Source organism: Paenibacillus sp. J22P143 (assembly GCF_059692035.1).
The window spans coordinates 553952-568139 of sequence record NZ_JCAUAQ010000001.1 but is presented as its reverse complement, the minus strand read 5'-3'; the positions used below and the strand labels follow the sequence as shown (position 1 = coordinate 568139).

10 protein-coding genes are annotated in these 14188 nt (G+C 46.4%); 9 read left to right on the top strand and 1 reads right to left on the bottom strand.

Annotated features, from left to right (window positions below):
• Positions 1-431 precede the first annotated feature (431 nt).
• The 4 genes from AC58PQ_RS02835 (at position 432) to AC58PQ_RS02820 (ending at position 3019) form a co-directional block, all read left to right on the top strand.
• Entirely contained in the window at positions 432-734 is a 303-nt protein-coding gene (locus tag AC58PQ_RS02835; protein WP_497240447.1) for a hypothetical protein, read from the top strand.
• Positions 735-949: 215 nt separating this feature from the next.
• Positions 950-1144 carry a hypothetical protein gene (locus AC58PQ_RS02830; RefSeq protein ID WP_497240446.1) on the top strand — a complete coding sequence of 65 codons (195 nt, stop codon included), beginning with the start codon at positions 950-952 and terminating at the stop codon, positions 1142-1144.
• A 78-nt stretch (positions 1145-1222) separates the two neighbouring features.
• Entirely contained in the window at positions 1223-2728 is a 1506-nt protein-coding gene (locus AC58PQ_RS02825) for an FAD-dependent oxidoreductase (RefSeq protein WP_497240445.1), read from the top strand.
• An 81-nt stretch (positions 2729-2809) separates the two neighbouring features.
• A complete protein-coding gene (locus AC58PQ_RS02820; protein WP_497240444.1) occupies positions 2810-3019 on the top strand; it encodes a hypothetical protein in 210 nt (69 codons plus the stop codon).
• A gap of 107 nt (positions 3020-3126) precedes the next feature.
• Here AC58PQ_RS02820 and AC58PQ_RS02815 read toward each other — a convergent pair whose 3' ends face one another.
• A complete protein-coding gene (locus tag AC58PQ_RS02815) occupies positions 3127-3963 on the bottom strand; it encodes an AraC family transcriptional regulator (RefSeq protein ID WP_497240443.1) in 837 nt (278 codons plus the stop codon).
• 131 nt (positions 3964-4094) lie between these two features.
• On the opposite strand from AC58PQ_RS02815, the gene lacZ reads away from it, so the two are divergent.
• From lacZ to AC58PQ_RS02790, 5 genes are all read left to right on the top strand, one after another.
• Positions 4095-7244, top strand: a complete 3150-nt coding sequence (gene lacZ / locus AC58PQ_RS02810) for a beta-galactosidase, LacZ type (RefSeq protein WP_497240442.1) — start codon at positions 4095-4097, stop codon at positions 7242-7244.
• A 156-nt stretch (positions 7245-7400) separates the two neighbouring features.
• The gene (locus AC58PQ_RS02805) at positions 7401-8282 is read left to right on the top strand and encodes an NAD(P)-dependent oxidoreductase (RefSeq protein ID WP_497240441.1); all 882 of its coding nucleotides are present in this window, start codon (positions 7401-7403) and stop codon (positions 8280-8282) included.
• 34 nt (positions 8283-8316) lie between these two features.
• Positions 8317-9462, top strand: a complete 1146-nt coding sequence (locus tag AC58PQ_RS02800; RefSeq protein ID WP_497240440.1) for a glycerate kinase — start codon at positions 8317-8319, stop codon at positions 9460-9462.
• A gap of 108 nt (positions 9463-9570) precedes the next feature.
• Positions 9571-11664 carry a right-handed parallel beta-helix repeat-containing protein gene (locus AC58PQ_RS02795; RefSeq protein WP_497240439.1) on the top strand — a complete coding sequence of 698 codons (2094 nt, stop codon included), beginning with the start codon at positions 9571-9573 and terminating at the stop codon, positions 11662-11664.
• A gap of 19 nt (positions 11665-11683) precedes the next feature.
• On the top strand, positions 11684-14020 hold the full coding sequence (locus AC58PQ_RS02790) for a helix-turn-helix domain-containing protein (protein ID WP_497240438.1): 2337 nt from the start codon (positions 11684-11686) through the stop codon (positions 14018-14020).
• The last annotated feature ends 168 nt before the right edge of the window (positions 14021-14188 follow it).

Sequence of the window (14188 nt, the reverse complement as noted above, 5' to 3'; positions counted from 1 at the left end):
TGGGTTCTAGACGATAGATATGAATGTGATTGGAGTCTGGCTCGAGATAAGGTGATGGCATCATCTTATTTCGGGCTTTTTGTAATTCTAGCTAGAAATAAAGTGATTGCGTAACGCTAATGTGATAAATCCGGAGGATAGATCAACTTTTGGCGTTATTAGCGTTATCGCGTAACGCTAATTTGCAATGGGGTGTCCATTGGTGCCGAATAGCGTTATCTTGTAATGTTATCTAAAGCCACTGCACTACATTGCCTTGGGTCCTAGACGGTAGATTGGAATTCGATATCAAACTAATCCAGCGGAATTTTCATAATAAAATCCAGTTATTTTATCAGTGACGTGAATATACTCATCAACAATATTTACAAATTGGGCTTCTTAATCCGCTAAAATGAGAGTAAAATAGAGGACAAGAGGAGGATTGATCTATGATGAGTACACTGAAGAGTTTCACGGATTCGGAACAGCAGATTTCGTTGGAGTTAAGAGATGATCATTTAACAGTGCTTCGTTTCTACGGTGAAACATCCATATACCCTTTCAAAAATATTTCACTTGCCTCTGAACCTATTCCCGAGTATCCCTTAAATCGCGTTGCCTTAACGGTTATTGATTTCAACACGGGTGTAACCGATTTCAAATTTTCGTCCAATTTACGAGACTTTGAGATTTTCGTCCAGAAGCTGCTGGAAGTGCATAGCGAATTCATACCCAATCATAAAATCTCATAAGATGATGTTTGAAAAACCGCCGCGGCGGTTTTTTTGTTTGTGGTAAGCGATGCTTACCCTAGGGTTTGGCTGACGCGATGCGTCGGGGCCACAACGAGCAGATTAGTGGAATACCGTACTTTAAAGAAATTTTGTAAAAATTACTATGAAAATGGTAACTTATTACTTATTTGCTTCGTCTAATTCGTTAGAACTAAACATTGGGAGTAGAATTTATGACCGACTATCCATCCGAACAATTGGCTTGGCGGTATGACATTGTTGAAGAAGAAGGATATACATTTGATACATCAAACAAATTTTTCAAGGACAGTGAAGTTGACATGGAAGAGTTCAAGCAAGGTTTAACCAAGAAACATTACTTAAATAGGGATCGCCGCTGCAGCGTAATAGGAAACTATTTTTACTAGAATAGTGTGTCTTATATAAGTGGTTTTTACGGCAGCTATTTACGAAATTATTTTTTTTAGAAAAGGAGCGTTATGAGCATGGTTTCGTTAAAATCCTCCGTTCGGAGCATTCTGTTAATAGCGGCATTGCTGATGGCCGGTTGTAAGGACGAGGAAATCCCGGACAAAAAAGCGATTCCCCGCGATCCGAGTAATCCCGATATCGTCTTAATCGGTTCTGAAATTGAAGGCATTTATTTAGCCGACGCCGCGCGGGAGGAAGGTCTTTCCGTTGTCATCCTGGATCCGAGAGAGAAACCGGGTGGGCAGCTGATTCAAGGCCAAATGCAATATTTGGACGAACCCCAGTCGGATAACGGCAAATCGCTGTTGCAAGGGAAGGTGAAGGGGCTATTCGACGCCTATAAAGCCGGAAGCATCCGTAAATCACCGGAATTTCAGGTTTACTATAACAAACTGATCGAAGGCATACCGTTGGAGTCCGGTATCACCATTATGAGCCAAGAATTCGGAACGGATCCGAAAACGTCAAAGCAACGGATCAACTCGCTTCGCTATCGCACGAAGGATGGACGGGAAAAAAGCATTACCGCAAAGTATTGGGTGGAGAATACAGACTTCGCGGCAATGACGAGCCGCTTGGGACTCAGTCGTATTCCTGGAGTCGAGCTTGTCTTCGGCGGTACCAAGGATTACATGGCCTCCTCCCTAATGATGAAATTTAAAAACGTGGATTGGCAAACCTTTCAAAAAGAAATTAACAGGCTGAGCCGTAAAGAAATCGATGAGAAATACGGTGAAGGCACAACGATTACTGATATGTTTACCTGGGGGTTCTCCGGCGTGGGTTCTCGATATAAGCCCACGAATAGAGAGGTTTTCCTCCGTGGTCTTAACACGGTTAATCAATTAGACGGAGAAGCGCTAATCAACGCACTGCTCGTCTATAACGTAAACCCGGCGAGTCCGGAAAGTGTCCGGAAGGCAATGGAACTTGGCAGGCACGAAACCGATTTGGTGTTGCAGCACCTGCGTAAAGAGCTGCCTGGGTGGGAGAAGGCTGAGCTTAACGGTTACCCGGATTATTTGTACGTTAGGGACTACGACCGTTACGAAACTGAGTATGTGCTGGAAGCTTCAGACCTTTTGAGTGGTAAAACATTTTGGGATAACGTAAGCATCGCTGGATATCCGCTCGACCTCCAAGGGACTCAAAATTCCGTCTGGGGAAGCGCCAAGGGTGATCCTGATTTGTACGGCATTCCGCTGCGGTCTTTTATTCCAAAAGGGTATGCCAACGTCATCATTGCGGGCAAGAACGTCGGGGCGATCGGACCTGCGTACGGTAGCGCCCGAATCCAGCCCAACACATTGTTGGCTGGCGAGGTTATCGGTTACTTGCTTGGTTATATCGAGGGAAAGCATGAACTGACCGGGCTTTCAGAGGATCAGATGGCAGACTTCCATAAGACAATTTCAAAAAAAGGGATTACCGTTTCCGGGGTCCAAGGAAACAATAAGATCAAACATTTGACTCCGGAGCAGTTAGAAAAATTTAATCGTGGCTCTTTTGTGGTGAAATAATAAGAGAACGATAGTTGAGGGGCGAAAACGGAACGGAAAAATGATTGATTTCGTCTAATATTTAAAGGGAGGAAGGTAATATTGAAAATTAGTGTCTCTTCAAAAATTATTATTGGAGTTTCATTTATTCTTATAATTGGGGTATTTTCCCCTCTTGAAAATAATATAAGGATTGAAATAGCAAAAACTCTGATTACAACAAGATACCAACAAGAAACATGGATTTTAATTGGTAAGGATAAAAGAGATGAATTGATCAAGGAGTTTTATGATACATATGGGATTGAATAATTAATCTGACAATAATTCTATTCACAAATCATGTAACTTCAAGGGGCACAGCCTTCGCGCCGCCTGATCCACACCGCGCCCTCGCCGACCCAAACGCCACGCATCCTCTATTTAATATAAGGATGCCGGAACACATCCGGCGTCAGGCCAACGGCTTTACGGAACGTAGAGATGAAATGCGAAGCATCGAGAAAGCCGGTTGCCTCGGCGATTTGCTTAACCGTTAGCTCGGGCTGCGCGATCAGCATTTCTTTGGACTTCTGCAGGCGCAGCTGAAGCAGATACTGATAAGGTGAGAGCCCGAAAGCGCGACGAAATAACGTGTTCACGTGCTGCGGAGAGACAGCAAGCTGGGCGGCCATCCAGCTAAGTCCAACGTGTGGCGCGGCGAAGCCATGCTCCAGCTCAAGCAGCAGTGGCAGAAGCCGCTCGTGGCTTTGCGAGAAAGAGGCGCTTTTGTTAATGATGCCATGTTTCTTAAGCAGCGTAAGGAATTGATAGATTTCCAAGGAACCGTTGGTTCCAGTGAAGTCGTGGCTATCGCGATATTTTTCATAATAGTAGTCATGAATGCTAGCGAGAGGCGTGTCAGCTCCCCAACTGATTGGGGTTGATAACGGGATTTCTAATGCATGTACAATGGATGCAGCTAACGCGCCATCAAATGTTAAATACCAAGTCGACCACGGGGTCTCTGGTAATTGATAGGCATGCGGGACGCCAGCAGCGAGCAGCATGCCTTGCCGTTCTCCAAGCTTGACGGGGCCGCTGTCCAGAATGATTTCACCGCTGCCGGCAATCGTTTGCAGCCAATGGAAGCAAGGATAACCTTCCTCGCGTTCATAATATTGCTGCTCGCGTTCATATCCGATCGTTTCCAGGATAAGGGGGAGCTTGCGGTCGGTTTCGGTAATGACGAAAAACTTTCGATAATCGATTGCCAAGGAATGTCCATCTCTTTCATTTTTTAATATAGGAGGCGTTGTATCTTATATTTTAAAAGAAATAGTTGTCTTGTACAATAAGGAAAGCAGGTTGATTCATCATCCAATAACCTAAAGTGAGGAAAACATCCATGGCGAACAAATTTGTATACACAGCACCTGAAAACGGTTACCCGGAATGGAATAATAATCCGCAAATATATCAATTGAATCGGTTAGAAGCACATGCGACACTGATGCCGTATCATACGGAAGCGGAAGCGTTGGCAGGGATTCGTGAAGCTTCGCAATTTTACCAAAACTTAAATGGTACGTGGAAATTTCATTTTGCGGAGAATGCGGAAGGACGTCCGCAGGATTTCTACAAGACTGACTTTGACACAAATAATTGGGCGGATATTGCCGTGCCTTCCCACTGGCAGCTGCAGGGCTTCGATTTCCCGCAGTATACGAACGTCATTTATCCGTGGGTAGGTCATGAGGATCTTAAGCCGCCATTTGCCCCGGTGAAATATAACCCTGTTGGATCTTATGTCCGCAGTTTTTCTATCCCTGAGGGATGGAACGGGCAACCGATTTATATCAGCTTTCAAGGTGTGGAGTCGGCTTTCTACGTGTGGGTGAACGGTGATTTGGTTGGCTTTAGTCAGGATTCGTTTACACCAGCGGATTTTGATATTACGCCATATTTGATCGAGGGAGAGAATAAGCTCGCAGTCGAAGTCTATCGTTGGAGCGATGCAAGCTGGTTAGAAGATCAAGATTTCTGGCGTTTGAGCGGGATTTTCCGCGATGTGTATCTATATACAACACCAACGGCGCATATCGCTGATTTCAAAGTAAACACGTTTCTAGATAGCGCTTGCAAGGATGCGGAGCTGCACATTCAAGCTACCATCACCAACTATGATTTGCAAAGTCAAGGTGTTTATCAGGTGGAAGCGATGTTATACGATGGTGAGCAGCACGCGCTATGGGAAGAACCTCTTCGCGTTGGCATTCAAACGAGCGGCACAGCGAAGCAAGCGGTGGAATTCTCCGCTCACATGGATCAGCCAGCCAAATGGAGTGCAGAAAGTCCGTATCTGTATACGTTAGTTCTTCGTTTATGGAATGAAGAAGGTACACTCCTAGAGACGGAAAGCTGTAAAGTAGGCTTCCGTAAGTTTGAGATCGAAGATGGCTTGATGAAAATCAACGGCGAAGTGATTGTATTCAAAGGAGTGAATCGCCACGAATTTGACCGTGATCGTGGACGTTCCGTCGAAGCGGAAAGTATGCTTGCCGATATTTTGCTCATGAAACAATATAATATCAATGCTGTGAGGACTTCCCATTATCCGAATAATCCGCTGTGGTATGAGCTTTGTGATCAATATGGCTTGTATGTGATTGATGAAACGAATCTCGAAACCCACGGTTCCTGGAGCTATGGGCAAGAAGAACTAGGTGAAACGGTACCAGGAAGCCGGCCTGAATGGACGGGGGCCGTACTTGATCGAGCGAACTCGATGCTGCAAAGAGATAAGAATCATCCATCCATTGTGATCTGGTCTTTAGGAAACGAAGCTTCAGGCGGCGACAATTTCTTGAAAATGCATGATTTCTTCCGTGAAGCAGATCCTTCCAGAGTCGTTCATTACGAAGGTGTGTTCAATTGGCGCGCATCCGATGCAGCGTCAGATATCGAAAGTCATATGTATTCCAAAATTGAAAAAATCGAAGAATACGCGAAAAATAAGCCCAAGAAGCCTTTTATTCTTTGTGAATACAGTCATGCTATGGGGAATTCCTGCGGCAATCTGTTTAAATATTGGGAGCTATTTGATAAATACCCGATTCTGCAAGGTGGTTTCATCTGGGATTGGATTGATCAATCCATTCGTACGACGACACCAGATGGCATCACATATCAAGCTTATGGCGGTGATTTCGGTGATACGCCGAATGATGGCAACTTCTGTGGCAATGGCTTGATTTTCGCGGATCGTTCGGTTTCACCGAAGCTGCACGAAGTGAAGAAATGCTACCAGAATGTGAAGTTCGAAGCGATCGATGCGGCGAAAGGTCAAATCAAAGTAACGAATCAATTCCTTTTCACAAACTTGAATGAATTTGATTGGACTTGGACAATTGCTCGCAATGGTGTCGCGGCGGCTAGCCGTATGATCAGCGCTCCTTACTCGGTTGCGCCTGGTGAAACAACGATCATTGAGCTTGCACTGGACGCGGTTGAAACGCTTTTCCCGAACGATGAGTTCGTGTTGACATTGAGCTTGGTTCTCCAAAATGACACGCAATGGGCCGTTAAAGGGCATGAAATCGCTTGGGAGCAATTTATCCTGCCAGCGGCTAAATTAGCTGCAATTTCACGCAATTGGGAAGCAGAGCAAGAATCAGCGGCGACTCTCTCTACAGATGCAGCAATTCAAGTTGTCACATCGGCAGAAGTGATTGCCCTGAATGGGGATAACTTCTCACTTCAACTCAACGCAGCAACTGGCGATATTACCTCCTATCAGTTCGACGGAGTGGAGCTATTCCAAACAGGACCAGTACCGAACTTCTGGCGTGCTTATACGGATAATGACCGCGGGAACCAGCATCACATTCGTTGTGCGCCATGGCAGGAAGCGGGAAGCGGACGCAAGCTGCTTTCCTTGAAAGCGAAGTCGCTGGACGCTGGACGCGCTGAGGTTCGTGTGCGCTTTGAGCTAGCGACACAGCCTGTTTCCGAGGCACAGCTCGTGTACACGGTGTCTACTAGCGGTGAAGTCGAAGTTAGTATGCAATTAACGCCTGGCGACAAACTGCCAGAAATCCCTGAAGTAGGCGTCATGTTCGAATTGGATGCTGCCTTCGAGAACTTATCATGGTATGGCCGCGGGCCGCATGAAAACCACTGGGATCGCAATGTGGGCGCGAAGCTTGCGCTTCATAGCGGGACTGTAGAAGAGCAATTCGTACCGTACCTGCGCCCGCAAGAATGTGGCAATAAGACCGATGTTCGTTGGGCGACCTTAACGAATGCAGCAGGCCGCGGGCTCCGCATTGCTGGCTTACCTACCGTCGAGCTCAATGCGCTGCCTTACTCACCTTCCGAGCTGGAAGCGCACGATCATCCGTATAAGCTTCCGGTTAGTGACAAAGTTGTGGTTCGAGTGAACTACAAACAGATGGGTGTTGGCGGAGATGATAGCTGGGGAGCAAGAACACATCCCGAGTTTACGCTATTCGCGAACCGTACGTATGCGTATGCGTTCACTTTCAAAGGCATTTAATAGATAAAGGGGCGGTCTCTAGAGGGGAAATACTCTGGGGACTGCTCCTTTTGTATTAAAGCAGTGCTTCCACAGCCATTGATGTAGATCTCCGTTTGACCAGAATGGGCGAGGGTGATAAGTTTAAAAGGTAACGAGAGAAAGGTGGACATACACATGAAAGAACATATAGCGAAACCAATCATTGGACTCATTGGAACAGGTGTTATGGGTAAGAGCATGGCAGGACATTTTATGCAAGCAGGGTATGAAGTTCATGTTTATACACGGACGAAAGCCAAGGCGCAGGAGCTTTTGGATAAGGGAGCGACTTGGCAAGATACACCTGGGGAATTAGCGCAGAAATGCCAGGTTATTATGACCATGGTTGGTTTCCCGAGCGATGTTGAAGCTATTTATTTTGGGCAAAATGGGATACTAGCCATGGCACAGCCAGGCAGTTTTCTGATCGATTTGACCACTTCGAGTCCTTCCTTGGCGAAACGGATTTATGAGGAAGCGCTGACTCGTCAGCTATTCTCCTTGGATGCACCAGTATCTGGTGGAGATATCGGGGCTAGAGAAGCTCGATTGTCCATTATGGTCGGTGGGTCTCGCGAAGTGTTCGAGCAGCTGCTGCCTATTTTCCAAAAGATCGGCACGAATATCGTCCATCAAGGTGAAGCGGGAGCAGGTCAGCACACGAAGATGTGCAATCAAATTGCGATTGCAAGCAACATGATGGGTGTCGTTGAAGCGCTTGTGTATGCCAAGAAAGCAGGACTCAATCCTACAACGGTACTGCAAAGTATTGAAACAGGTGCCGCTGGCAGCTGGTCCTTAAGTAATTTGGGGCCGCGGATGATTGCAGACAATTTTGCGCCAGGCTTCTACGTCAAACATTTCATTAAGGATATGAAGATTGCCCTGCAATCGGCAGAAGAGATGAAAGTAGCGCTCCCAGGCCTGACCCTGGCCAAATCACTCTATGAACAATTAGCGGCCATGGGCGAAGAGGATAGTGGTACCCAAGCGTTGTATAAATTAATTAATAAATAAGTTTGTACAGTGCGTGTGACCGGGAGGTTGACTTATGAAAATCGTAATTGCACCGGATTCGTTTAAAGGCAGCCTAAGCTCAGAAGCGGCAGCCATGGCGATTAGAGACGGGATTCTGCGGGCTATGCCAGAGGCAGAAACCGTCCTCATTCCGATGGCAGATGGGGGAGAAGGCACGGTGGATAGCCTTGTACAGGCAACTCACGGTGTTAAGATTTCTGTCCCTGTTCAAGGACCGCTGCAGGATGAGGTAACCGGCGTGTACGGAGTCCTCGGAGACGGCGTCACGTGCGTGATCGAAATGGCGACGGCTTCTGGATTAATCCTGATCCCAACGGAGCACCGGAATCCGATGGTGACGACAACGTACGGCACAGGACAGTTGATTCGGCATGCGCTTGATCACGGCTATCGTTCCTTTCTTCTTGCACTTGGCGGCAGCGCAACGAACGATGGTGGATGCGGTATGCTTCAAGCTTTGGGATTACAGCTTTTGGATGGGGAAGGGCGCGAGGTAGCTGTTGGAGGACAAGCCTTGCCTGACATTAAGCGGATCGATGCCTCAAGGTGGGACGAGCGCATTGCCCAATCTCGATTTATCATTGCTTCAGATGTCACGAATCCATTCATTGGTCCACAAGGGGCATCGCAAGTCTTCGGGCCGCAGAAAGGTGCCACGCCGGAGATGGTCGAAGCACTCGATGGAGCGCTCACCCATTGGGCAGATATCATCGAAGAACACACGGGGATAGCGGTACATCAGTTGCCTGGGGCTGGCGCGGCGGGAGGGCTTGGCGGTGCGTTTCAAGCGTTCTTCCCCTCGAGCACGAAACGTGGGATCGATGTGGTGATTGAGATGACCAGACTAAATGAGCATCTGCAAGAAGCAAGCCTGGTCTTCACCGGCGAAGGGCAGACAGATGCGCAGACTGCTTCCGGCAAAGCGCCGATGGGGATTGCGCAGGCTGCACAGAAGCACGGCGTTCCGGTCATCGTCCTATCAGGCTCAGTCGGGCAAGGGATTGAGAAGCTGTATGAATATGGTCTAACGAGTATTCACAGTATCGTTAACGGTCCGATGACGCTTCAGGAGGCGATGAGTCGAACACCTGAGCTTTTGGCGCAGAAGGCGGAGCAAGTGATGCGTACCTTTTTGTCAGGGAGAAGGAAGGAGAAATAGATCATATCAACGAATTCAAATGGAGATCTGCAAACGCTTATGAAAGTGGTATACAACCAAGTCACTAGTCATAAATAAGGTTATCATGATGAATAAAGGAGTACGCTCATGCGAGTAGCCCCCCATTTCTATGTATCGACAACAGGGAATGATGAACATGATGGCAGTATGCAAGCACCTTACTTAACGATAACGAAAGCACAGATGACAGTTCGGAACATCATCCAAAACGGGATGAATCACGATGTCATCGTGTTTGTGTACGGTGGCACCTATTATTTAGCGGATACCTGGCAATTCGATGAGCGCGATTCAGGCAGAAATGGCTTCCGTGTTACTTATCGAAATGTACCTGGTGAAGAAGTTAACATCGTAGGTGGCAGGGCTGTTACGAACTGGGAGCCTTATGGTTCAGACATGTGGCGAGCGTGGCAGGGGGTTGGAAGCAGCTTCCATACGATCTATGCGGATGGGGAGCGCATTGCCAAAGCAAGATTGCCAGCTGCGGGGTATTTTCAAGTGGATGGCGAGCCAGAATCCGCCTACCAAGCAGGAATCCACTACCGTGAAGGGGATATTCCCGAAGGGAGCGACCTGTCGGGGGCGCAAGTATTCATTTGGCCTGGCAAAGGGGAATGGAACTGGTTTTCAGAGCTGCGAGACCTGAAATCTCATGATGCAGAGGCGAGATTTGTGCAATTCCAGCATCCCTCGATCTGGGGAATTGGCGCAGGCTCACGTTATTTTATCCAGGGCTCACTCGATTTTCTCCAAGCACCAGGTCAATTTCACTTGGATGAAAAGGAAGGCTGGCTTTACTACAAACCGAAAAATGGCTCGCCGTTACAGCAAGAGATTATCGTACCAACGGTCACAAGGCTGATTGAAATGAGAGGCAACGATCAGGATGAGCCTATTCAGCATCTCCATTTCTATGGACTCCATTTCTCCTGCACAGACTTCTGGTCAGCGTACCGGATGGTTCAGGAAGATGAAGGCTTGAGCAACGTGGAGCGGGATGAGCATAGGGAAGGATTACTTTATCTCAATTATGCAGCGGATATCGAAATATCGCATTGCCAGATCATAAACGCAGGCAGCTGCGGCATATTTTTGGATCAGCATACGCGGAACATCCATATAAACGGCAATCGAATCGAACATATGGGATATATGGGGATATGTGCTTCTGGATTTTCACCGCTCCAAGGCTCATTTACCTCCGCGGCAGCATCCTACACGAATAAAGAACATACAATTACGAATAACACCATTCGGTATGGCGGCGAGCTGATTGGTCATGGTTGCGGGATTCTGCTCTATCAGAGTGGTCATAACCACATCGAGCATAATCTCATTTCGCATATGCCGCGATACGGCATATCGCTGAAAGGCTTACGCCACAAGGTCATGCCAGCTACCATTTATGGGATAACGGTTACTTGGGACAATCATTGGGATTTCCTGCATACGCGCAATAATTACATAGCTTATAATGATATTTCGAATGTCATGATCGACAGCCAGGACGGCGGTTTGATTGAATCATGGGGTGTTGGGACGTACAATACGATTCATGGTAATCGCTTACATAACAGTGGGATTCATTTTTCTTTTGGCTTCGGCATTTATTTGGATGATGCATCGGACTACTTTACCGTTACTCAAAATGTCCTAACGCAGCTATATAGCACCGGGGAAGGTAAGCTCTGGATGCTCATTTTTTCCAAAGGCATAGGCAACCTCATACAAGGGAATTTGCTCGTTGCGAATCCCGATGCCATAGCCGCAATTGGCACTCAAGAGATGGCTGGGGAGGATAATAAGGATGTCAGGGTGCTTGGGAACGTGGTTTATAACTCCGGCTATTTATACTATTTCGTTAATTGGCGCGATGATAAATTCGCTGAAGCAGATCGTAATCTGTATTGGCAGGATCAGGCGAAGGGTGTCTGTCAGGTTGCAGGTGTCCTACCTTTAGCCTCATCACGGGTAGATTTACTTGGTCGGCACATCTATGACTGGCAGGCGTGGCGTTCCTTACTCGGAGGCAAGTTTGATGCACATTCACTTATCGCCGATCCGCAGATCATGCACACAGAGGACGGTTACTTCCGCCTTCATCCGAATTCACCTGCTTATGCCTTAGGCTGGAAGGACATCGACGATCATCAGATAGGGCCAGCCGTACATTCGACATAGTGAGAGGGGCTTGGTACATTTGAAAGGATTTGGCTTCTATAAATCCAAGAAATATTTGCAACGCGTACTAAGCTCGATCATGTTGTCGATGGTTATTGTCCTATTGGCCTCTACCTTTGCTAATACGTACCTTCTGGAGAAATCGGTAAAGAGAATTCAGGAGGATTCGAATCTCAAAATTCTCACGCAGATGCAATATAACTTCTCGTACATGAATGAAATTATTACGCACTTATCGTCCTTTGTTCTCAAGGACAACTTATTGATTCCGCTTATGTTTGATGAAAATTTGCCCAAAATGGATTTAATCCGCGGTTATCAGCGCATGTCGAATATTTTGGAAAGCTCTTCCTTTTTGCATTCCATGGTCGTCTACAATCATACTCAAAATGAGATCTACGGCACCACCAGTAATTTCTTATTGGACGGTGGCGTAACGAAGAAGAAAATTCAGAATTGGCTGCTCGATCCTACGCAAAAGCACGAAACCTCCAGGCTAATCCCTGTAAGCCTTGAACGCGAGGATGACCAGATTGATACGTTCGCTTTCGTCGTAACCGATTCTTTAAAGCCGTTCTCATCCAAAGAATCCGCCATTATCTTCTATATCAAGTCAGATTGGGTATTCGATAGCTTGAAGAAAATGAATGATACAGGCAGTCGTTCGCAAGGCGATATTCTCATGGCCGATCAGGATGGACGACTCTACTCCTCGCAGCTAAATCACACCTATGCCAATGAGCAGACGCAGGCTACCATTCACACTTACATTGCTAATCATAAAAGAGAAACGAACCAACCTTCAGGATTCGTCATTGGTGATGTGGAAGGTAACAAAAGCATGATTACGTATATGGCGAATCCGATTCCGAATTGGACGATACTCTACGTGCAGTCGTACGACAAATTGATGGCGGAAGTCACACAGACGCGTACGAAGTCACTCCTTGTTTCTGGGGTATTGCTTCTTATTGCGATAGGCATTTCAGTATGGTTGTCTTACAAATTGTATCATCCCATTGAAGATATGCTGCATCGGATTCGGTTTCAGCATCCGCGTGAAAGGCCATCCGCGCAGTCAGAAGGCGATGAGCTTCACGCCATGAGTGAACATTATCTGAAGTTATCAGATACGTTACATGAGATCAGTTCCGAGCATATCGTCAATAAATACTACATCCGGAAATTTATTACGGACGGTCAATTATTTTCACATCACGATATCAGTAGTCTAATTGAGAAGCATGGGCTGAACATTGCTTATCCATCTGAAATCGTTGTTTGTGTGCTCCGTTTGGATCATTTCGAGGCCTATAGTCGGAACACAGTTATTTCCTTGAAGAAAATGCATAGCTTTGCCATTACGAATATTGCACAGGAAATGATGTCAACGTTGTATCCCTGCGAAGCTGTTGAGGTTTGGGGGGATCATGTCGTGCTGATTGTTTCTCTTACCGACAATGCTGACATTACGCTTGATGACCATTTCTTGCCTCTCTTAAAAGATATTCAGATCACCATTGAGACTTATTACGGACTAAGTCTTTCTTGCGGCATAAGTGATCGAATCACACAGCTAACGCAGCTATCTTCCGGCTATACGCAAGCGATGCAAAACAGCTTGTACAAATTAATTTTTGGGTATAAGTCCATTATTACAAGTGAAAGGGTCCAAGAAAATAATGCCAACAAGCGAGTTTCGATACCAGATACAATCGAGCGCAAATTATCCGAGAGCTTGAAGAAGGGCTTAATGACAGAAGCGGGGATCGAGCTGGAGAAAGCATTCTCCCTTTTTGCCACCTTTCATTATCATGATATCCATCGCGCCGTAACGAATTTAGCTTGGGTAATCAAGTATACGGTCGTTGAAATTATGGAAAATCGAGTAACGAAGATGAACTTCAACGTGGATTATATCCATCAGATTCCGCAGGAGAAAGAAACCTTAGAGGAGATGTACGTTTCCCTGCTAGCCTTATGTGCACAAATTTGTGAGGGGCAGAAGCCGTCCAATGTGGAACGGAATGACATGATCCTGGAAACGGTCAAAGAACTCATTCATCAGAAGTATGCGGATATTAATCTCAGTCAACAAACGATTGCCGCAACAGTCAAGCTGTCATCCGCCTATTTGGGGAAATTGTTTAAGGATAGCTACCAGTTGACACTCACGGAATATATCAACGAAATCCGCCTAAAGCATGCGCAGCAGTTCCTTGAGAACGGAGATCACTCGGTCTTAGAGATCATGGAGAAATGCGGTTATGCGAATCCAAGTTACTTTTTTCGGCTGTTCAAAGCTAAATTCGGCAGTACACCGAAGGAATATCGCATGAAGAAATCCATTTCGTAACAAGGGAAATGTGTTTGTCCGACCGCCACTTCTACCACCAATTGGTGAACAGAGGGCGGTTTTTTAGCATTTTAGAGGGTGAAAGAGAGTAATTCGAACATTGTACACATCCTTACTACATGAATTCGAACATCGTACGCTATGTAAACGCTTCAACCTGTGGCAAGA

Excerpts from the sequence above, each read along its gene's own strand:
- AC58PQ_RS02795 (WP_497240439.1), top strand. The coding sequence starts at position 9,571 with ATGCGAGTAGCCCCCCATTTCTATGTATCGACAACAGGGAATGATGAA.
- AC58PQ_RS02835 (WP_497240447.1), top strand. The coding sequence starts at position 432 with ATGATGAGTACACTGAAGAGTTTCACGGATTCGGAACAGCAGATTTCG.
- AC58PQ_RS02825 (WP_497240445.1), top strand. The coding sequence starts at position 1,223 with ATGGTTTCGTTAAAATCCTCCGTTCGGAGCATTCTGTTAATAGCGGCA.
- AC58PQ_RS02830 (WP_497240446.1), top strand. The coding sequence starts at position 950 with ATGACCGACTATCCATCCGAACAATTGGCTTGGCGGTATGACATTGTT.
- AC58PQ_RS02805 (WP_497240441.1), top strand. The coding sequence starts at position 7,401 with ATGAAAGAACATATAGCGAAACCAATCATTGGACTCATTGGAACAGGT.
- lacZ (WP_497240442.1), top strand. The coding sequence starts at position 4,095 with ATGGCGAACAAATTTGTATACACAGCACCTGAAAACGGTTACCCGGAA.
- AC58PQ_RS02800 (WP_497240440.1), top strand. The coding sequence starts at position 8,317 with ATGAAAATCGTAATTGCACCGGATTCGTTTAAAGGCAGCCTAAGCTCA.